General features: G+C 39.8%; 20 protein-coding genes. 6 read left to right on the plus strand and 14 right to left on the minus strand.

Going from position 1 to position 18,912, the window contains the following annotated elements; genetic code table 11:
- Positions 1 to 52: 52 nt before the first annotated feature.
- On the plus strand, positions 53 to 673 hold the full coding sequence (locus tag CWB75_RS15720) for a 2OG-Fe(II) oxygenase (protein ID WP_138571149.1): 621 nt from the start codon (positions 53 to 55) through the stop codon (positions 671 to 673).
- Here the strand turns inward: CWB75_RS15720 and ubiA are convergent.
- Complete coding sequence (ubiA, locus tag CWB75_RS15725; RefSeq protein ID WP_138571150.1) at positions 670 to 1,548, minus strand: 4-hydroxybenzoate octaprenyltransferase; 879 nt, start codon at positions 1,546 to 1,548, stop codon at positions 670 to 672. The two genes, CWB75_RS15720 and ubiA, sit on opposite strands and share 4 nt — an antisense overlap.
- Positions 1,545 to 2,090: a chorismate--pyruvate lyase family protein gene (locus tag CWB75_RS15730; RefSeq protein WP_138571151.1), complete on the minus strand. Its 546-nt coding sequence runs from the start codon at positions 2,088 to 2,090 to the stop codon at positions 1,545 to 1,547. The genes ubiA and CWB75_RS15730 overlap by 4 nt, the downstream gene beginning before the upstream one ends.
- 248 nt (positions 2,091 to 2,338) lie before the next feature.
- Here CWB75_RS15730 and CWB75_RS15735 point away from each other — a divergent pair, with 248 nt between their 5' ends.
- Positions 2,339 to 2,737, plus strand: a complete 399-nt coding sequence (locus tag CWB75_RS15735; protein ID WP_008115596.1) for a flagellar basal body-associated protein FliL — start codon at positions 2,339 to 2,341, stop codon at positions 2,735 to 2,737.
- Here the strand turns inward: CWB75_RS15735 and glpG are convergent.
- From glpG to CWB75_RS15765, 6 genes are all read right to left on the minus strand, one after another.
- Complete coding sequence (glpG, locus tag CWB75_RS15740; RefSeq protein WP_138571152.1) at positions 2,734 to 3,555, minus strand: rhomboid family intramembrane serine protease GlpG; 822 nt, start codon at positions 3,553 to 3,555, stop codon at positions 2,734 to 2,736. The two genes, CWB75_RS15735 and glpG, sit on opposite strands and share 4 nt — an antisense overlap.
- The gene (gene glpE, locus CWB75_RS15745; protein WP_008115594.1) at positions 3,552 to 3,869 is read right to left on the minus strand and encodes a thiosulfate sulfurtransferase GlpE; all 318 of its coding nucleotides are present in this window, start codon (positions 3,867 to 3,869) and stop codon (positions 3,552 to 3,554) included. Before glpE ends, glpG begins: the two co-directional genes overlap by 4 nt.
- Positions 3,870 to 3,934: 65 nt before the next feature.
- The gene (gene tdh, locus CWB75_RS15750; RefSeq protein WP_138571153.1) at positions 3,935 to 4,960 is read right to left on the minus strand and encodes an L-threonine 3-dehydrogenase; all 1,026 of its coding nucleotides are present in this window, start codon (positions 4,958 to 4,960) and stop codon (positions 3,935 to 3,937) included.
- A 52-nt stretch (positions 4,961 to 5,012) separates the two neighbouring features.
- On the minus strand, positions 5,013 to 6,209 hold the full coding sequence (locus CWB75_RS15755; protein WP_010390993.1) for a glycine C-acetyltransferase: 1,197 nt from the start codon (positions 6,207 to 6,209) through the stop codon (positions 5,013 to 5,015).
- Positions 6,210 to 6,372: 163 nt separating this feature from the next.
- Positions 6,373 to 6,942 (minus strand): D-glycero-beta-D-manno-heptose 1,7-bisphosphate 7-phosphatase, encoded by a 570-nt coding sequence (gene gmhB / locus CWB75_RS15760; RefSeq protein WP_069438525.1) that lies wholly within the window; start codon positions 6,940 to 6,942, stop codon positions 6,373 to 6,375.
- Entirely contained in the window at positions 6,939 to 8,000 is a 1,062-nt protein-coding gene (locus tag CWB75_RS15765; RefSeq protein WP_138571154.1) for a glycosyltransferase family 9 protein, read from the minus strand. Before CWB75_RS15765 ends, gmhB begins: the two co-directional genes overlap by 4 nt.
- A gap of 123 nt (positions 8,001 to 8,123) precedes the next feature.
- Between CWB75_RS15765 and CWB75_RS15770 the strand changes: the two genes are divergently transcribed.
- Positions 8,124 to 8,846 (plus strand): 3-deoxy-D-manno-octulosonic acid kinase, encoded by a 723-nt coding sequence (locus CWB75_RS15770; protein ID WP_138571155.1) that lies wholly within the window; start codon positions 8,124 to 8,126, stop codon positions 8,844 to 8,846.
- A 43-nt stretch (positions 8,847 to 8,889) separates the two neighbouring features.
- On the opposite strand, the gene CWB75_RS15775 is transcribed toward CWB75_RS15770, so the two are convergent.
- The gene (locus CWB75_RS15775) at positions 8,890 to 9,963 is read right to left on the minus strand and encodes a glycosyltransferase family 1 protein (RefSeq protein ID WP_138571156.1); all 1,074 of its coding nucleotides are present in this window, start codon (positions 9,961 to 9,963) and stop codon (positions 8,890 to 8,892) included.
- Between the two features lie 190 nt (positions 9,964 to 10,153).
- Between CWB75_RS15775 and CWB75_RS15780 the strand changes: the two genes are divergently transcribed.
- Positions 10,154 to 11,701, plus strand: coding sequence for a capsule assembly Wzi family protein (locus tag CWB75_RS15780; RefSeq protein ID WP_138571157.1), 1,548 nt, complete (start codon positions 10,154 to 10,156; stop codon positions 11,699 to 11,701).
- 59 nt (positions 11,702 to 11,760) lie between these two features.
- Here CWB75_RS15780 and hldE read toward each other — a convergent pair whose 3' ends face one another.
- A complete protein-coding gene (gene hldE, locus CWB75_RS15785; protein WP_010390981.1) occupies positions 11,761 to 13,200 on the minus strand; it encodes a bifunctional D-glycero-beta-D-manno-heptose-7-phosphate kinase/D-glycero-beta-D-manno-heptose 1-phosphate adenylyltransferase HldE in 1,440 nt (479 codons plus the stop codon).
- On the minus strand, positions 13,200 to 13,790 hold the full coding sequence (locus CWB75_RS15790; protein ID WP_008115583.1) for a D-sedoheptulose-7-phosphate isomerase: 591 nt from the start codon (positions 13,788 to 13,790) through the stop codon (positions 13,200 to 13,202). The genes hldE and CWB75_RS15790 overlap by 1 nt, the downstream gene beginning before the upstream one ends.
- 235 nt (positions 13,791 to 14,025) lie before the next feature.
- On the opposite strand from CWB75_RS15790, the gene waaA reads away from it, so the two are divergent.
- Both waaA and CWB75_RS15800 read left to right on the plus strand, forming a co-directional pair.
- Positions 14,026 to 15,306, plus strand: a complete 1,281-nt coding sequence (gene waaA, locus CWB75_RS15795) for a lipid IV(A) 3-deoxy-D-manno-octulosonic acid transferase (RefSeq protein WP_138571158.1) — start codon at positions 14,026 to 14,028, stop codon at positions 15,304 to 15,306.
- Positions 15,303 to 15,851 carry a DUF1415 domain-containing protein gene (locus CWB75_RS15800; RefSeq protein ID WP_138571159.1) on the plus strand — a complete coding sequence of 183 codons (549 nt, stop codon included), beginning with the start codon at positions 15,303 to 15,305 and terminating at the stop codon, positions 15,849 to 15,851. Before waaA ends, CWB75_RS15800 begins: the two co-directional genes overlap by 4 nt.
- Positions 15,852 to 15,883: 32 nt before the next feature.
- On the opposite strand, the gene CWB75_RS15805 is transcribed toward CWB75_RS15800, so the two are convergent.
- The 3 genes from CWB75_RS15805 to CWB75_RS15815 are packed head-to-tail and all read right to left on the minus strand — an operon-like array spanning position 15,884 to position 18,845.
- Positions 15,884 to 16,219 carry a YdbL family probable chaperone protein gene (locus CWB75_RS15805; protein ID WP_008115577.1) on the minus strand — a complete coding sequence of 112 codons (336 nt, stop codon included), beginning with the start codon at positions 16,217 to 16,219 and terminating at the stop codon, positions 15,884 to 15,886.
- Positions 16,220 to 16,228: 9 nt separating this feature from the next.
- A complete protein-coding gene (locus CWB75_RS15810) occupies positions 16,229 to 16,411 on the minus strand; it encodes a YnbE family lipoprotein (RefSeq protein ID WP_008115575.1) in 183 nt (60 codons plus the stop codon).
- Entirely contained in the window at positions 16,404 to 18,845 is a 2,442-nt protein-coding gene (locus CWB75_RS15815; RefSeq protein WP_138571160.1) for an intermembrane phospholipid transport YdbH family protein, read from the minus strand. The genes CWB75_RS15810 and CWB75_RS15815 overlap by 8 nt, the downstream gene beginning before the upstream one ends.
- Between the last annotated feature and the right edge of the window lie 67 nt (positions 18,846 to 18,912).

The raw sequence follows: 18,912 nt of genomic DNA on the forward strand, positions 1-18,912 counted from the left end.
TTAAAGTTTTTTTACATTAAACTAACGCTCCCTACTATTATGACTAGCGTTAATGAACAACTTTACAGCTTCTGGAATTTATCTAGAGCAGATTGAAACGCATGGTTATGCCATTATTGAAAACGCCATTGATAGTGACCTAATCTTTGATTTAATGGCAGATTGCTACAGAATAAATCCACACTTTAGCCTTGCTGGTATTGGTCGATTAAATAACTTGCAAATTGATAATACAGTTCGTAAAGACAAAACCTATTGGTTTGATGGCAGTTCAAATGCACAACTTGGCTACCAGCAAGTAATGGAAGCAGTTCGTAATACGCTTAATCGAACTTTCTTTATGGGTTTGTTTGATTATGAATGTCACTATGCAAAATATACGCAAGGTGATTTTTATAAAAAACATGTAGATGCATTTAAAGGTCGTTCAAACCGTGTTTTTACTACCGTATTATATTTGAACTCTCCAGAGGAAGGTGGAGATCTAGTTATTTACAAGCCTAAAAGTAAAGACATAGAAATAGTAATAAAACCCACGGCAGGCACTTTGGTATTATTTGAAAGCGAACGCTTTGTACATGAAGTACTTCCTGCTGTTGATAACCGCTATTCGATTGCTGGTTGGTTCAGAAAAAACGCGTCAATTAGTGGCATTATCGACCCACCCCGTTAAGCAAAAACGGGGTAAGAAAATAATAAACCAATAAAAATAGCCAGTCCTACGTAATGGTTATTTAAAAATGCTTTAAAACAATTATCTCGCTGGCGTAAATGAATCAAACGCTGTTGATACACAAGTAACATTGCTGCAATAGCTAATCCCAACCAAAAACTAAATCCTATTTGATTCATCAACCCAATTAAAACCATCAACGCAAAAAAGCTAAAGTTAAGTAGCGCTATAATATGGCGGTCATAACTGGCGAATAAAATAGCGGTTGATTTTACTCCTATTTTTAAATCATCGTCTCTATCAACCATGGCGTACATAGTGTCGTAAGCCACCGTCCAGCAAATATTGGCAATAAATAGCAACCAAGCTTGCACAGGCAATGAGTTTGTTGATGCCATAAATGCCATAGGAATTGCCCAACCAAAAGCAGCCCCTAATACAACCTGTGGAAGTTGCGTGTAACGTTTCATAAAGGGATAACAAAACGCTAATCCAAGCGCACCAAACGATAACAAAATAGTATTGGTATTAAGCAATAATACTAATATAAAAGCGATGACAACGAGTAATAAAAACAAACTAATTGCTTCGCCACTACTTACCGCTCCGGTCGCTAGCGGCCGCTGACAAGTACGCTTTACTGAGCCATCAATTTTTCTATCTGCAAAATCATTGATAACGCATCCTGCGCTTCGCATAACTATTACTCCAAGGGTAAACACAATGAAATTCGTTAAGCTAGGCAGACCATCATTCGCTATCCATAGTGCCCAATAAGTTGGCCAAAGTAGCAATAAAGTGCCTATGGGCTTATCAATTCGCATTAACTGGATGTAATAGGGAATATGATTAACAGACAAAGCGGCTAGTTTCATGAGTATAAGTAAGCTCCTGGTAAAAAAACCTCACAGACCAAAAATTGATAGTTATGTAAAGAAAATACGCTGCGTCTGCCCAGTAAAGAGCGATTCGGTAAATTAAGTTCGCTCACCAGTGATTGCAATGAGTGATTACCATCAAAGCGAGCAATTTCAATATCAGTACGCCTTAACGCAGGATCTTGAAAGATTACATCACCTAACGGGCGTTCTCCCATATTGTGCAGCTGATTGTTTGTATTATTGCTTGTTACTGGCAACCAACTTTGAGCATAAACAATCGGTTGTTCATCACACAACAGTAACACTTCACGGTTAAGTACTGTACTTACCTGCTTACTTAATAGCGTTTGCTGTGATTGAGAAAGGTCTACTTTTTGCTCACTCAACACTTTTACGGCAAAACGCTGAGACTGACTTTTTAATTTAGCCGTTAAAGAATGCGGTTCAAATAACCACTCTTTCTCAGCGTTAGATAAGCCAATTACTTGAGCGGTACTCTGCCAATCAGCAGATAAAGAAAGAGGAAAAGTAATCACAATAACTCTACTTGAAAAAAATCAAAGAGATCATAACATTGCCAACGAATTTGAAAAAGCGCGATTTACTCAATACCAAGCACATCCTGTGTCATAAAAAGCTAATCAGCATTTGACTCTCGCTATTGCCTATCCCAAACTTGAATCCAGAGTACTTTTACAAACACAACAAATAACAGCATCTTGCTGTATCTTATTTACTAATAAGTATAAACTATTTGTAACCAGTTTACGGAAACGCTTTTGAAATGAAAAAAACAGTATTTACAGGCCTTTTTATTCTTTTAGTCAGCCTAACTAGCTTATCAGCACGTGCTGAGTCTACTGTGGGTTATTTTGGGTTTGAGCCAGACATTATTACCAATTACATTGGTCCATCAAGTAAAAAAATGGGTTACGTTCGCGTCACGGTAGATTTAATGCTAAACAAAACATCCGATATTGCCATTGTAGAACACCACACTCCGCTGTTACGTGATGCGCTAGTAGAGATATTATCAAAAGAGCCTGAAAACAAAATAAAGTCTTTAACAGGGCGTGAGCAAATTCGCCTTAAAAGCGCAGAAAAACTAAAAAGCTTACTTAAGGAAGAAACAGGCCAAGAAATAATCCGAGACCTGTTATTTACTAAATATTTATATCATTAGGCGCTTTTTGTTTTAAAAAGCTGAGCGGTATAGGCAAAAGCCATACCGCTAACAAGCCCACCTAAGTGTGCCCAATTAGCCATTCCAACAAATAATACATCTGCAAAACCAAGTACTAACCATACCAGCATAAAACCAACAATTGCGGTTGTAACCAGTGCAGGCTGTTTAGGGTTAAGCGCGCTGTAAATCCAACAAAAGCCTAACAACCCATATACAACACCGCTAAGCCCACCAAAGTTAGGACCGACCATTAAGTACTGTGCCCAATTACTTATTAAAGCGGTAACTAAAAACAGCCCGATTAAACTCGACTTACCACATTGCTTTTCAATGTTATCACCCAGCGATACCCACCAGATTAAGTTAAACACAATATGCATAGCGCTAAAATGCACAATAGCAGGTGTTAACCAGGTAAGTGGTGACGCAGGATTGAACTGCAACGCCATATAAATAGGCTCAAACGCACCAAATAAAAAGGCAATATAAACAACAATGCTGAGAATACTAACACCTTGATTAAGCCAGCTTAAGGCTTTAAAACGAGCGACTAAATTAAGTGACTGCCCTTGATACTTTAACGGTGACTGCGTAGTACCTACTTGCCATGATGCTTGTTGGTAACGCTCATGATTAGGGTTTTTAGCAAATTCGTTCCATAAAGGCTGCACTGCATGAAAGTCTTCAGGTGCCACACTAATAACAAGCGTATGGCCATCCTCAGTACGAATTTGCCCTGAAAGCCCTTGGCTTTTTAGGTAATCTATAAAGCCCTGTGCAGCGCGGGGATTAGTTAGACTGCCTAGCTCTATCATCGTGCTACTTTATCCTTGTAAGCGGCTTCCCACGCAGTAAAACCGCCATCCATGCTGTAAACATCTTCAAAGCCTTGCTCTACTAAGTAACTTGCTGCACCCTGTGAGCTCATGCCGTGATAACAAACAATAATAATCGGCTGGTCAAACTCTTTTTCCATCATAAATTGGGCGATATTTGCATTTGAAAGCGCTTCAGAGCCAGGAATGTGCCCTGCCTGATACGAATTAGGATCGCGAATATCGGCAATCACCACATCCTCTTTGTTTAGTAGTTCGAGGGTTTGTGCGATTGATATATGTTTAAATGCCATAGTACTCTCTTATAATTACAAAAAAGGCGACAAATGCCGCCTTTAATTTTCTTAACAGTGGATAATTAATCCCAGTTAAGAATTACTTTACCTGATTGGCCTGAAATCATCATATCAAAGCCAGCTTGGAAGTCATCAATTGAATATTGATGAGTAATAATTGTTTTTAAATCAAGTCCTGATTGAATCAAGCTGGCCATTTTGTACCAGGTTTCAAACATCTCACGACCGTAAATACCTTTGATCACTAAGCCTTTAAAGATAACTTGATTCCAATCGACCGCCATATCTGAAGGTGGAATACCTAACATGGCAATTTTGCCGCCATGATTCATATTATTTAGCATGGCATTAAATGCACTCGGAACACCTGACATTTCTAGGCCAATATCAAAGCCCTCTGTCATACCCAGCTCTTTAGCTACATCTTCAAGCTTTTCATTCGCGACGTTAACAGCACGCGTTGCGCCCATTTTACGCGCTAAGTCTAGGCGATATTCATTTACGTCGGTAATAACTACATGACGAGCACCTACATGTTTAGCTACTGCGGCTGCCATAATACCAATAGGGCCTGCACCGGTGATCAATACATCTTCACCCACCAAATCAAACGATAAAGCGGTATGTACAGCATTACCAAACGGGTCAAAAATAGAGGCCAGTTCATCGCTAATGTTATCTGGAATTTTAAATGCATTAAATGCTGGGATCACTAGGTACTCAGCAAATGCACCTTCGCGGTTAACACCTACACCGGTTGTATTACGGCATAAATGAACACGTCCAGCACGGCAGTTACGACAATGACCACAGGTTATATGACCTTCACCAGATACACGGTCGCCAACTTCGAAACCGCGAACTTCTTGGCCCATGTCAATTACTTCACCCACATATTCGTGGCCAACCACCATAGGTGTAGGAATAGTGTTTTGTGCCCACTCATCCCACTTGTAAATATGAACATCGGTACCACAAATGGCTGTTTTACGAATCTTAATTAACAGATCGTTATGACCTACTTCAGGCTTTGGTGCATCTGTCATCCAAATGCCAGGCTCTGCTTTTAACTTTGATAATGCTTTCATAATCCACACTCAATTAAAAAATCGCGACTTTAGCCGCGATTTAACAAGAAAATTAAATAACACCAATCTCTTTACCAATACGGGTAAAGGCTGCAATGGCTGTATCAAGCTGCTCCTTGCTGTGCGCTGCAGAAATTTGGGTACGAATACGCGCCTGACCTTTTGGTACAACAGGGAATGAAAAGCCAGTTACATAAATCCCTTCAGCCAATAGTTTATCAGCCATAAGTGACGCCACTTTTGCATCCCCTAGCATCACTGGAATAATCGCATGATCTTTACCTGCACAGGTAAAACCTGCCGTTTCCATCTGCTCGCGGAAGTATTTAGCGTTTGACCATAGCTTAGCGCGAAGCTCACCGCCATTTTCAAGCATTTCTAATACTTTGATTGACGCTGTTACGATTGAAGGCGCTAATGAATTTGAGAATAAGTATGGACGTGAACGCTGACGAAGCCACTCAACAATTTCTTTTTTACCTGAAGTATAACCACCAGAAGCTCCACCAAGCGCTTTGCCTAAGGTGCCAGTAATAATATCGACACGGTCGAGTACATTACAGTACTCAGGCGTACCTTTACCGTTTTCGCCAACAAAACCAACGGCATGTGAGTCATCAACCATAACAAGCGCGTCATATTTGTCGGCTAAATCACACACTGCTTCTAAATTACAAATGACGCCATCCATTGAGAACACGCCATCAGTAGCAATTAGTTTAGTTTTAGCACCGGCTTCATCGGCTGCAATTAATTGCTTTTCTAAATCAGCCATATCGTTATTTGCATAACGGAAACGTTTTGCTTTACATAAACGCACGCCATCAATAATAGATGCATGGTTTAATGAATCAGAAATAATTGCATCGTCTGCACCTAAAATAGTTTCAAACAAGCCTGTATTCGCATCAAAGCATGATGAGTACAAAATGGTGTCTTCAGTTTCTAAAAATTGACTGATTTTTTTCTCAAGCGTTTTATGAATATCTTGGGTACCACAAATAAAACGCACTGAGGCAACACCAAAGCCATGGTCATCTAAGCCTTGTTGGGCAGCTGCAATTAGCTCTGGGCTGTTAGCTAAACCTAAGTAGTTGTTAGCACAAAAGTTAATAACCTTATCACCTGATGCCACTTCAATTTGAGCTTGCTGCTGTGAAGTGATAACACGTTCATTTTTGTACAAACCTTCAGCTTTGACGTCTTCGATTTGCTGTTGTAATTGGCTAAAAAAAGCAGATGCTCTCATCTGTGATCTCCATTTGGTTGAACGGGTTAAACAGCAGACGTGTTGCTGCTATTTATAATGCGGGTATTGTAAAAGTTTAAGCGCGAAATTGCACTGTTTGTCATTCGTCGCAAATTAGCTAACTGGCAGGAAAAGCTGCCAGTTTACAGGCGTGAGGTATGCACTAAAGCAGATCAGCAAGCAGAACAGGAAGCTCCTTGATTGAGTCACAAACATAGTCAGCAGACTTTACGGCTTGCTCATCAACTGCTTGCCCCGAACGTACCAGTATTTTAGTACGGATATTAGCGCTCATAGCAGCTTGCATATCACCTCGTTTGTCTCCCACCATCACACTAAGTGCAGGGTCGATATGATGATCTTTTATTCCTTGCAGCAACATACCAGGCGCTGGTTTTCTGCAATCGCAATCTGTTAAATACGCTGGCAATGCATTTTTAGGGTGATGAGGACAAAAATAAACATCAGTAATTTCAATTTGATGATGACTAAACTGCGCTTTCATCCATATGTTAAGGGCAAAAAAATCGGCTTCTGAGTAATAACCTCGACCAATACCTGATTGGTTAGTTACAACAATTATTTTATAGCCCGCGTCATAGAATGCTTTACACGTTGAAAACACACCCTCTATAAATTCAAACTCTTCGCTTTTAAATATATAGCCATGGTCAACATTTACTACACCATCACGGTCTAAAAAAAGCGCCTTATTTGTGTGTTTACCATTCATAATAACGACTCTTTTTTAACAACATGGTCAAACATTTCTTTTACTGCATCCGTGGTTATTTGACTCATTAAATCATCGCCCTTAATCCGCGTACCCCAAGGTAGTTGCTCGGCGGTTTTACCTGTTTGCTTTAATAAGTTTTGGTGATAAACCTCAACCACGTAATCTTGATATAAATAAGGCCCCGTTCGCGCTGGGTTTGAATGCGCATATAGGCCAATAACCGGTGTGCCCACAGTCACCGCCATATGAGCTGGGCCTGTATCGGGCGCAAGTACTAAGTCTGCACGCTTAAGTACGCACAATAATTCTTTGAGTTTTGTTTTACCCACCAAGTTCAGAATGGGTGAATCAGAGTATTTAATGATGTTATTTGCTAAATTAATTTCCAGTTCAGTAGGCCCACCGGTTAGCACCACTTTAAAACCTTGCGCATTGGCATAATCAGCAAGCACGGCATAGCTTTCGGCTAACCAGTTACGCTGTGCTTTACTTGCTGCTGGCGAAATAACGAATAGCTTATGTGATAAATAATCTTCACCTAACAGCTCATCAGCTTTAGCTTGATCTTTGTCGGTGTAGGGCATATTCCAAACAGGGACATAATCATCAACACCAATCGCTTGAGCAAAGCCTTTAAACCCCTCTAAAACATGTGCCTGAGATTGGGCTTTAATGCGTTTATTAATAAATAAACTATGCAGCTCTTTTGAGCGAGCCCAGTCAAAACCAATTTTAACTTTGGCTGGAATACAGCGAGCGACAAAACCAGCTCTTAAAGCCACTTGCATATTAAGCAGTACATCAAAACACTGCCCTTGGAAGGTTTGCTTTAACTGTTTCAGTGCCGCTTTACCTTGTTTTTTATCAAATACAACAAGCTCAACGCCAGGCAAATCTGCTAACAGCATCGCCTCGACTTTCCCTATCACCCATGTAATTTTAGCATTTGGATGCGCTTTTTGAATTGCTTGTACCGCACTCACTGCATGGCATACATCACCAATGGCAGAAAGACGTAAAATACAAATAGATGTGTAAGTAGGCGCTGAAGTCACACGTTTCCTTGGAGGTAAAATAATAAAACCTGATCTTAAATTATAATCGCGTCATTGCAAGTACTTATCCTTAGCCTGAAAACACGTTAATATGTGCACATATTTAAGCGAATCCTATGAGCTATGTTTAATCAACACGTCAAAAATAACCATGTCATTTTAAGCCATCCTCAATATAGCGCCAAAATAGAGTTAGATTGGTTTGAGCCCAATTTCTGGCAACAACAGCAAAAAATTGTCGGCGCTAAAAAGGGGCGTGCAACTGCTTGGTTTTTTAAACATGCAGATTTAACAGCTGTGTTGCGCCATTATTGGCGTGGCGGCCTCATAGGCAAGCTACTTAGTGACCAATATTTATACTTCGGACTTGAGCATACGCGTGTTTATCAAGAATTTAGCTTAATGACGCAATTAATAGAGTTAGGTTTAAATGTACCAAAGCCCATTGCAGCTAAAGTGAGCCGACATGGCTTCATTTACCGAGGTGATATTATTACTGAAGCGGTTAGCGGTGCTAAAAGTATATTAGATATATTGATTGAACGCACATTGAGTGAAGCTGAGATAAAAAAAATAGCACAAACTATTGCCCAATTTCATAGTAAAGGGGTTTATCACGCTGATTTAAATATTAATAATATTTTATTTGATGACTCTGGTGATGTTTACATTATCGACTTTGACCGTGGCGAAATAAAAGTGCCCCATAAAAAATGGCAACAAAGCAATATGTCTCGCTTACAGCGCTCCTTTTTAAAAGAGCAAAGCCGCAATAGCAACTTTCATTGGCAGCAAAACGATTGGCAAACATTAGTCAACCAATACAACCAAAAGCTCGAATTCTAGAAAACTTGCTAAATCAAGATCCTGTAAACTAAAATTTTGATAACTAATGAGTATTATCAAACAACATGTTTTTCAATCCTTGTGTAATAATATCAAAACTGTGGATTGTTTCTAAAGTAGAATACTTATCAATAATATATTTATAACGAGACTCTGTAAGTAACGTTTGCACTTTCTCACTTATATCGACAATATCAAGCTGTGCCTGGTAAACCACTTCTGTGCGAGTACAACGAGTGAGGCGCTCACCTTGATCTTTTGAAATAGCACACGCAATAGTGGGGGTTTGCAAGGCAATAGCTTGGAGTAAAGTATCACCCGCGCTTAATAATGCCACCTTTGCCTGACTTAGTAAGGCTAAAAACTCTTCACCCTGAAGACTTGCTAAACAAGTAAGCTCATCGGTATCTGGTAATGGGCTCGTATAGTTAGGACCAAACACCACAACCCCTTTTAAACCCGTTTTTTTCGCAATAATCAGTCCTGCTTTATAATAGATATCAGCACAGCTTTGCCCATTAATAGTATGCCCACCGGAGCCTGCATTCACGATAAAAAATTCTTTTTCTTGTAAGTTATAACGTGTCAGCACATCACTTTTTTGTTGCTCTGAAGCAAAAACAGTAAATGGCCCTACATTTTTAGGGTATGCCAATGGCACCATATTGAGCTTTAGTTTTTCATACCATGAAAGAGGGTCGATACAGTAATCAGGCTGAACCACCCAATGAGTATCAATAAGACCCGCTCTATTGAGCTTTAAGCCCTTTGCTCGTTTTTTTGTATGCTGAGAAATAAAAACCACTTTAGCACCCACACTTCTCGCGGCCTTCATTTGTTCTGCTCGCCCTGCGCAGTCAAACAGCACCACATCTGGTTTGTATTGCTCAATAAACTGACATACACGTGTGTTTTCTTTTGTTGCCGATTGATTTAACAGTAAAGTAGGAAACGGGCAACTTTTAGCGTAAGCCGTGTGCTTATTTAAAATGAAATGAATATCTAACTGCTTGTCGTACTCTGAGGTAAGAGTATGAGCTAGCTGTAATGAGCGCATATATTCACCAATACCTTCTGGCGATGACACGGGAATAAATAAAAGTCGTTTGTTGCTCATTACTATCTCTGCTTTTCCTTTGCAGCGAGTATATCAACGCCATCTTTTTTACGATAGAGCTACAGTGTTTTAATCTGTTCCAGAGTAATATTTTTTAGCTAATCTTTGTTTAATGAGTTGATTTAATTACTGCAATAAAAGGCGTAGATTGCTAGACTTAGCCGCAATTTAAATCACAAGGATCTGAGCTTTGCGAAACAAAATTTTTATACTCTCTTCACTTTTTTGTGCCGTAACCACAACCGTGAATGCTGAACCCTGGGTAAAGCCTGATGACTATGGTCTTAGAGCTGATATACAACAGCTTGCCGATGCTGGCATTATTTTAGCGCCAGTAACAACGTATCCATTAATGTGGAAAAGCTTTATTAATGATGTAAATAATACGACGTTAGAACAATTACCTCCTCGCCTGCAGGATGCGTTATTGCGTGTGAAACATCGTTATAAGTCAGAAAATAGTGGTTCTCATAGTGTACAACTTTCAGCTTCCGCCAACTCAGATCCATTAGCCGTTACTAGCTTTGGGGCAACAAATACTCAAGAGTCTGAATTAACAGCAGCTTATGCTTATCTAGGACATAACTTTGCGGCTAAAGTTGCGCTTAATCATCGCAGTGATGGCAAAAACTGTTTAGTCAATGGCAAAACAACTGACGATATAGCCAAAAATGAGCAAGTATTAACAGACTGTAATGATACCTCTTTAGATGACAGCTATTTAGCTTATCGTATGGGTAATTGGATTGTAAGAGCAGGTGCCGTTGAGCAATTTTGGGGCCCAGGTGTTGATAACAGCTTAATTATGTCTGGTAATTCAAAGCCACTTCCCGCAATAAGCCTCAGCCGAGAACAAAGTAGCGCGTTCGAAACGCCTTGGCTTAGCTGGATTGGTCAGTGGAGCTTTACAGCACAAATGGCTAAGCTTGAGTCAACCCGAGTTGTACCTGATGCATTATTATGGAGTACTCGTTTAAATCTTCGTCCAATTCAACAATTAGAAATAGGCTTTAGTTGGTCAGCACAATGGGCTGGCAAGGGACAACCCAGTTCAGCAGGCGATTTTTTTGATTTAATAACCGGCGGAGGTGAATGTGTTGATGGTACCAATGATTGTGATGGTGAGCTTATAACTCGCTTGGGTAATCAACTCGCGGGCTTTGATATTCGTTGGTCTGACACTTTGTTTAATCAACCTTATGCGGTATATGCAAGCACTATTGGTGAAGATACCAGTGGCGGCATTAAGCCAGTAGACAGAGGCTATCTTGGTGGAATACAAACTACGACTCGTATTTATAATCAGAATATTTTATTTAACCTAGAATACACTGATACCGGCGTAGCGTGTTCTGCCACATCAGCAACTGAAAACTGCTTCTATGAGCACAGTATTTATAATTCAGGATACCGTTACCATGGTCGCCCTATCGGCTCTACCTATGATAATGATGCGCAATCGCTAGTGTTAACCGTACTTGGGCAACTCTCAAGCGGAACTGACTGGCAAGTAAAATTACGTGATATAGACTACAACAGCGACAACCGTGATAGATACCCAAATAACCCAGACTTAGGTAACTCGATTACCAAAACAGCATTTAGCTCTAAACAGCTTGAAGTACGTTACAGAATGCTTGCCATGGGGGGGCGCTTGACCCTTGGCGGACTTGCCTCTAATAACGATGGAGCAGAAAACGATACGTCTGCATTTGCAAAGTTCGAATATAACTTTTAGTTTTGCAAGCATTAAAAAAGGGGATAAACCAAAGTTTATCCCCTTTTTTATTTCACTAACTAGCTTTTTATTTTGCTAATCACTTTTGATGTAGAGCAACCATCTAAAAACTCAAGCACTTCTACCTTTCCGCCATGACGCAACACGTGCTCAGCACCGGCAATTTGCTCAACAGTGTAATCACCACCTTTAACAAGAATATCTGGGCTAATTTGCTCAATTAGCTTTGCTGGTGTGTCATTTTCAGCCTCACTGCCAAACGGAATAACCCAATCAACTGAGGCTAATGCACTTAAAACCATAGCACGCTCATCTAATGGGTTAATTGGGCGCTCAGGGCCTTTTAAACGGGCAATGGATTCATCGTTATTTAAACCAACCACTAATCTATCACCACGCGCTTTAGCTTGCGCTAAATAGCGCACATGGCCTGCATGCAAAATATCAAAACAACCATTAGTAAATACAATGGTTTCTCCATTTTGCTTTGCAAATTCAATATGTTGTAATACATCATCAAATGGGGTTTGATAATGCTCGCCAGTGGCTTGTAAGTATTGGCCTAACTTGCGGCTCAACTCTTCAGGAGAAACCGTAGCCGCTCCCAATTTACTTACTGCAATACCGGCAGCTAAGTTTGCAATTTCGACTGCATCTTTGGCGGTCATACCCGCACCTAGCATTACAGCTAATGTAGCAATAACAGTATCGCCCGCACCGGTTACATCACTTACTTCGAGTTGTTGCGCTGCAAAGTCATGCTTTTGCGTTGCATCAATTAGCGACATACCTTGTTCTGAGCGTGTTAGTAGCATGGCGTTAATACCCGCATCACTAATCAGGGTACGCGCACTGCTAGCAAGCAACTCTTCTGAACCAACCTGACCACCCGCTAATTTAAACTCATTTAAATTAGGGGTTATGTAATCAGCTCCACGGTACAACTCTAAATCAGATGATTTAGGGTCAACAAGCACGGTTTTACCTGCATCTTTAGCAACCGAAATCATTTTTTGGATTAGCGCGAGTGAGCCCTTGTTGTAATCAGAAAACACAATAAAGTCGTAATCACTCAGCACCAGCTCTAATCGATTTAATAACAACTGGCTATGAGACTCATTAAAAGCCTCTTCTAAATCTAAACGCACAACTTGTTGATGACGACTGATCACCCGCATTTTAGAAATAGTCGGCAAATCGCATACACTCACAAGCTGTGAATTTATTTTTTCACCCTCTAGAATGTTTTCTAAAATTTGTCCGCTTTCATCCTCGCCAATTAGGCCAAGTAAACCCACTTTGCCATCTAGTCGGGCTATATTTTTAGCCACATTGGCGGCACCACCGGCTTTGTCTTCAAATTTACTGACTTTTACAACGGGTACTGGTGCCTCCGGCGAAATACGGCCAGAATCACCATACCAGTAGCGGTCGAGCATAACGTCACCAACCACTAAAATACGCGCTGCTGATAAGTTTTTTAATAGCGATAAATCCATTACTGCTGCTCCGCAACAACCATATCCATGGCTTCACACAGCCAATGGCCAATAAACATGTGCGCCTCTTGAATACGGGCTGTTTCATCATTTTTAATAATAATAGGTAACTTGGCGATGTCTTTTACTTTACCTCCATCGCGACCTGTAAATGCAACAGTGAATGCTCCTATTTTATTAGCGGCTTCTAACGCTAAATTAATATTATTACTGGTGCCCGATGTAGTTAAGCCAATTACGATATCTTCAGGTTTACATAGCGCCTGAACTTGGCGTTCAAATACTGTGTCAAAATGATAGTCATTACTGTGCGCTGTTAAAATAGAGGTGTCTGTGGTTAGAGCAATAGACGCTAACGGTCCTCGCTCTAACTTATAACGTACCACAAACTCTGCAGCCAAATGCTGCGCATCAGCCGCACTGCCGCCATTACCAAACCAAACAACCTTACCACCAGCCTGTAAAGCACTATGACATGCTTCTAACAACTGCATTACCTCTTGATGATACGCCTCCATGGTTTCGAACAATACTTGGTGACGATTTAAACTTTCTAGGTAGCTAGTTGCCACTGAATCTATAATTGACATGAGATATTCCTCTTGGAACTGAAATGGCAGGAAAAATTAATTTCATTATTCCATAATTTTATAGCCAAATCACCTCTATATAACTAAATTAAAGTACGGGTAGAAAGTTATTATTCAGATAAAGAAGGTTTTTATCGTTGTTACCTTTTTCAAGTTGCTATTTTATATTTGTGTATTTAGAAAAAAACGATTTCACGCTAAACTAGCGCCACTTTCATCTATATAAAGCAACAGTATGGCACGCATTTTTTATTCACTCGCATTAATTATTATTAGCCCACTGATTGTATTTTACTTATATGTACTAAGAGGTAAAAAAAACGCAGGATATCGCGCTCACTTTAAGGAACGTTTTGGCTTCATAAGCCGCGCTTTATTTTCAAACAACAAACCAGTTGTATTTCATTGTGCTTCTGTGGGCGAGGTGTTAGCTGCAACCCCTTTAATTAAAGCCCTACAACATCAGCAACCGCAGTTAAATATTTTAATTACCTGCAATACTCCAACAGGACGAGAGCAAGCTAGCGCACAATTTAAACAAAGCGTTGCTGTTAGTTATTTACCCATTGATTTTCCTATGGCCACCACTCGCTTTTTAAAACGAGTAAAACCGCAATTACTCTGTATTTTAGAAACTGAACTATGGCCGAACTTAATGGCTAATGCGTACAAACAAAATATACCTGTATTGGTAGTTAACGCACGTCTATCTGAAAAGTCTCAGCAAGGCTACGAAAAAGTGGCCCAGCTAACTCGCAGTATCATGCAATCAATTACCACACTTGCAAGTCATGACAAAACAGATGCAAATCGCTTTATTGAATTAGGGCTACCTGCTAAAAAAAGCCATGTAACGGGATCAATAAAATTTGATATTACCCCAACCACTGCACAACTCGATAAAGTAGCCTCTTTAAAGCAATATTATAAAAAAGCAGAACGCTTTATATGGGTCGCAGGTTCTACACACCCTATAGAGCATGAGTTTATTTTAGCAGCCCACCAGCAACTACTAGAAACACATCCTGACGCTTTGCTGATCATTGCGCCACGTCACCCCGAACAATTTGATAAAGTTGCAGAGCTACTGACTCACTCGAATCTTAGCTTTAGTCGTCGCAGTCAAAAAAATTATAACAATGAACAAGTTGTGTTAGCCGACACATTAGGTGAATTACAATATCTATATGGTGCCGCTAATATTAGTTTTATTGGTGGCAGTTTAATTCGTCGTGGTGGCCATAACCCATTAGAGTCGGCAGCTTTTTCAGTGGGTGTACTTACCGGCCCTCATACCTACAACTTTGACCATGTTTACCCTGAACTTATTAAACTCAAAGGCGCCCATGTGGTTGAAAATACTGACGAACTGGTGCTTGCATTGCTTAGCTTGATTAAAAACACCAAAGCGTGTGATATTCTTGGCAGTAAAGCAGCTCAGTGCGTTGCTAAAAACCAAGGCGCTATTGCCAAAACGCTTGCCATTATAACTCCTTATTTAGAGCCAAAATCGTGACCAACTTAGCTATATCTCAAACCCGTGAATGGGTAAGCGCTGTGATTGTAAAATACAATTTTTGTCCATTTGCCCGTAAAGAAGTTGAAAATAACTGCATTCACTACACCATTAGTAACACCTCAAAAATTGATGATGCAGTTATGGATATGCTTGAACAATGTATCCAGCTTGACCGTGATCCTCAGCGTGAAACAACTTTGTTAATATTTGATAATGGCTTTACTGATTTTGAAGATTTTTTAGACCTTGTTGACTTAGCCAATGCGCTATTAGTTGCACAAGGTTTTGAGGGGAAGTACCAAATTGCAAACTTTCATCCTGACTATGTTTTTGCTGATAGTGATGAAGATGACGCTGCAAATTATACTAATCGCTCGCCTTTTCCTACTTTACACTTAATACGTGAAGCAAGTATGAGCGCGGCACTAGATGAATACAACGAGCCGGAGTCAATTCCTGAACACAATATCAACTTAGCTCGCCGTAAGGGAATTCACTTTTGGCAGCAGCTACTTAAAAATTGCAAAAAACCGAGCGCATAAGCTCGGTTTTTGGTTTTTAATAATGCGCAGAGTTATTTTTTCACCCACTCACCATTAACTTCAACGAAATGCCCTGCTTGGGTTTTTTCAATGGTTTTTGCCGCCGCTAGTGCTTCTACTTGAGCAAGTGACAAGTTGTTCTTTTTCGCAAGTTTTAAATATTGTGCTTTGCGCTTTGCGTTAATTTCATCAACAACCGCTTTAGCCTCTGCATTTTGTACAACCAAACCTAAATAACCTGAGCTATCTTCACCCACAAGCCCTTGGTTTTTAGCATCATCTAAACTGATTGCCCAAGCAGAAAATGACAATAAAGCGGCACTTAAAAGTGTGATCACGTTTAACTTTTTATTTTTTAATAAACTCATAATTGCTCCTTAGAATAACTCACTGTCATCGCTAAATAAGTCATCTAGCTCTTTATCAACTTTTACGCGAATTTCATGATCAACCTTCACATTTAAATTAATGGTGATAGGCTCTTTCGCTGCCACTTCAACGCGGTGCGTACATGCACTAAGCAACCCCAGTGCTGTAAGTATTATCAGCCATTTAGTCATTTTTAGTTCCTTTTGTTGAATACTCTTGTTCAACTTTTTGAGTAATTTCATCACTTAAGCGCAATGCTCTTAAGAGTGTAAAAACATTTTCTTCATGGTTGTAATTAAAGTTAACTTGCTGCGCCTGTTCCTTATTGTATCCCTTTAAGTTTACACCTAAATAAAGCCAACCGTCAGGCTTTAAGTCAACACTACTGTTTAAGCTCTGAATGTCTAAATCTTCCAACAAGCTTAAAATCGGGTCCAGTTCTTGTTGCTGAGCTTTAACTGCATCAAAAGCTGCATTGTCAGTAATAACTAGTTTACCTGTTCCTTGGTTAGATAATTCACCAGATTTTACCGAAATACCTTGTTGATCAAAGTAAACGGGTAAGCGGCCATTCACTCGACCAGTTAGTGTAATGCCTGATTTATCATCTAAGGTAATAAGTTTACTCGCATCAATATTTTCAAATGTGACCAAAGACTGCTGCGCTTTTTCCGTCACTTTGTAGCTATCCAAAGCAAAACGACCACCGAGTACATCAGCAGTTATTTTTTCAGCGCGAGCAATAGAGTTCTCAACACTAAAATTACCGACAATGTTACTCACAACAGCACCTGCTCGTAACTCATTTAATTCAAATGTAGTAGGAGCCACATTAAGCTGCCCTGAATCATAAGAACCCGTTAAGCGACTGCTAAAATGCGTAGCTAAATAATCGTTGTATAAGCCACTTACCTGTTCTACTTGAAATGCAAACTCAGCCTGCTGTAAATTAACATCTCCGCGAACACCCCCATTAAAGCTACCGTCGGTCAGCGTGGCTAATGGTTCAAACTGCTGTAAAACAGGGTTAAGTTTAGTCACAGCTTGATCTGCAACTGTTATCTCAAATGGATGTTCCACAGCAGATATGTGGTGACTGGCTACCAACTCAATATCATCAATAAATATATGATGTGAGGCTTGAAGCGCCCGACTTTGCAGGCCTTTGGAGCTTATGCGAATATTACTTAGGTTTAAAAGAGCACTGTTAAATTGGGTAAGTTTAGTTTCACTGTTTAAATCGACAAATAATTCGCCAACAGCCAAACTAGAAGATGCTGATAATTGATTATTTACACCGCGCACTTGGTATTGCTCATAAGCCACTGAGCGTAATTGGCTATCCAAGCTTGCATTGATATTTTGTTTATCGTCAAGCTCAGTCGTAAACTGTGCCTTGTAGCCCTTTACTGTTAATTTATCAAAACTAAGCTCAGCAAAAGCAATCTCGCTGGTTATTTTCGCATTTTTTTTATGTTGTAAAACATCCGCTATTTTAAATTGACCTGTGCTTGCTACCTTTTTAGCTGATGCGGGTAAAAAACCAGGCAGCTCATCAACTTTTAATTGGTAGTTGCCATTCACAGCCAAGTTATTTAAAGCTGCATCTATTTCTATATGCTCAACGTCTTCACTGATAAACAATAACTTAATATTGCCTTTGGCATACTCTAACGGCTGCTGAATATTAATTGCTAGGTTTTTCAGGCTCAGCTTCGTTTCACTATTTTTAGTGTTTAATAGCATTGACGGTATAACAAGTTGTCCGTTTTCAAACTTTACCGTATCACTAAGCATCAATTGCCATTTTAACGGCAGCTGCTTGGCTACAAATTCACGCTGTGATTGATTGCTTATAAGCGTCAAACAATCACTATCAAACGTTACCAAGCTGGTTAATTGCTGTGTATTTAACAAGGCTTTTTTATCGTTAAAGTGATAGTAAATATTCATATCACCAAAAGCCTTTAGCGTTACTGGGCATTTACTAAATTGCTGTGTAAACTCAGCATCTATGTTTGATTTTATATCAACGGATAACCCATCAAAGGTGAACTCATGCCCACTGTTTAATGAAAGCGCGGGTATCGGCTTTATCTTTGTTAGTAATCCATCAGCTAACTTAAAGTGACCAGTAATTTTATGATTGCTGACTGTTACCTCTGCGATTGCATCACCTGAAATCACAAATGTATTTAGCTTCTCTTCACCAATGCTAACTACCAGTTCATCATGAAGTTGTGGGTGGGTAATTAACAATCTTTTGATATCAATTTTCGGCCGCTCTTTGGGTAAACTAAGTGCCAGCTTTTTGAAGGAATTATGACTTGCTGAGACACTCTCGCTATCATTTAAACGAAGATTAGCACGGCCAACAGTTATTTTTTTTGTATCAGCCACAATGCCACCAAGCTCAATTTGATGGCCTTGGTAAGTCAAACATAATCGGTTTACGTTTAAGCTAATATTTGCATTTAGTGACCAATCTAAACAATGTAGTTCAACACCAGATTGGCTCAAAGATGGCGCTATAGCCCATTGAGTTATAGGCATACGAAATACATAACCCAGTGTTAAAACACTCAGAAATAAAAACACGATTCCCCATGCGATGCGTTTGATCATACTATCCTTAATTTGAACCTTGAACCTTGAACCTTGAACCTTGAACCTTGAACCTTGAACAGTCTAA

Origin of the sequence: Pseudoalteromonas sp. S1608 (assembly GCF_005887265.1) — a bacterium.
GTDB lineage: Bacteria > Pseudomonadota > Gammaproteobacteria > Enterobacterales > Alteromonadaceae > Pseudoalteromonas > Pseudoalteromonas undina.

Coding starts and splice junctions, on each gene's coding strand:
- hldE (WP_010390981.1), bottom strand. CDS start 13,200: ATGGATTTATCGCTATTAAAAAACTTATCAGCAGCGCGTATTTTAGTG.
- glpE (WP_008115594.1), bottom strand. CDS start 3,869: ATGGCATTTAAACATATATCAATCGCACAAACCCTCGAACTACTAAAC.
- CWB75_RS15810 (WP_008115575.1), bottom strand. CDS start 16,411: ATGACTAAATGGCTGATAATACTTACAGCACTGGGGTTGCTTAGTGCA.
- tdh (WP_138571153.1), bottom strand. CDS start 4,960: ATGAAAGCATTATCAAAGTTAAAAGCAGAGCCTGGCATTTGGATGACA.
- CWB75_RS15755 (WP_010390993.1), bottom strand. CDS start 6,209: ATGAGAGCATCTGCTTTTTTTAGCCAATTACAACAGCAAATCGAAGAC.
- CWB75_RS15735 (WP_008115596.1), top strand. CDS start 2,339: ATGAAAAAAACAGTATTTACAGGCCTTTTTATTCTTTTAGTCAGCCTA.
- CWB75_RS15790 (WP_008115583.1), bottom strand. CDS start 13,790: ATGTCAATTATAGATTCAGTGGCAACTAGCTACCTAGAAAGTTTAAAT.
- ubiA (WP_138571150.1), bottom strand. CDS start 1,548: ATGAAACTAGCCGCTTTGTCTGTTAATCATATTCCCTATTACATCCAG.
- CWB75_RS15775 (WP_138571156.1), bottom strand. CDS start 9,963: ATGAGCAACAAACGACTTTTATTTATTCCCGTGTCATCGCCAGAAGGT.
- CWB75_RS15815 (WP_138571160.1), bottom strand. CDS start 18,845: ATGATCAAACGCATCGCATGGGGAATCGTGTTTTTATTTCTGAGTGTT.
- CWB75_RS15720 (WP_138571149.1), top strand. CDS start 53: ATGAACAACTTTACAGCTTCTGGAATTTATCTAGAGCAGATTGAAACG.
- glpG (WP_138571152.1), bottom strand. CDS start 3,555: ATGATAGAGCTAGGCAGTCTAACTAATCCCCGCGCTGCACAGGGCTTT.
- CWB75_RS15805 (WP_008115577.1), bottom strand. CDS start 16,219: ATGAGTTTATTAAAAAATAAAAAGTTAAACGTGATCACACTTTTAAGT.
- gmhB (WP_069438525.1), bottom strand. CDS start 6,942: ATGAATGGTAAACACACAAATAAGGCGCTTTTTTTAGACCGTGATGGT.
- CWB75_RS15770 (WP_138571155.1), top strand. CDS start 8,124: ATGTTTAATCAACACGTCAAAAATAACCATGTCATTTTAAGCCATCCT.
- waaA (WP_138571158.1), top strand. CDS start 14,026: ATGGCACGCATTTTTTATTCACTCGCATTAATTATTATTAGCCCACTG.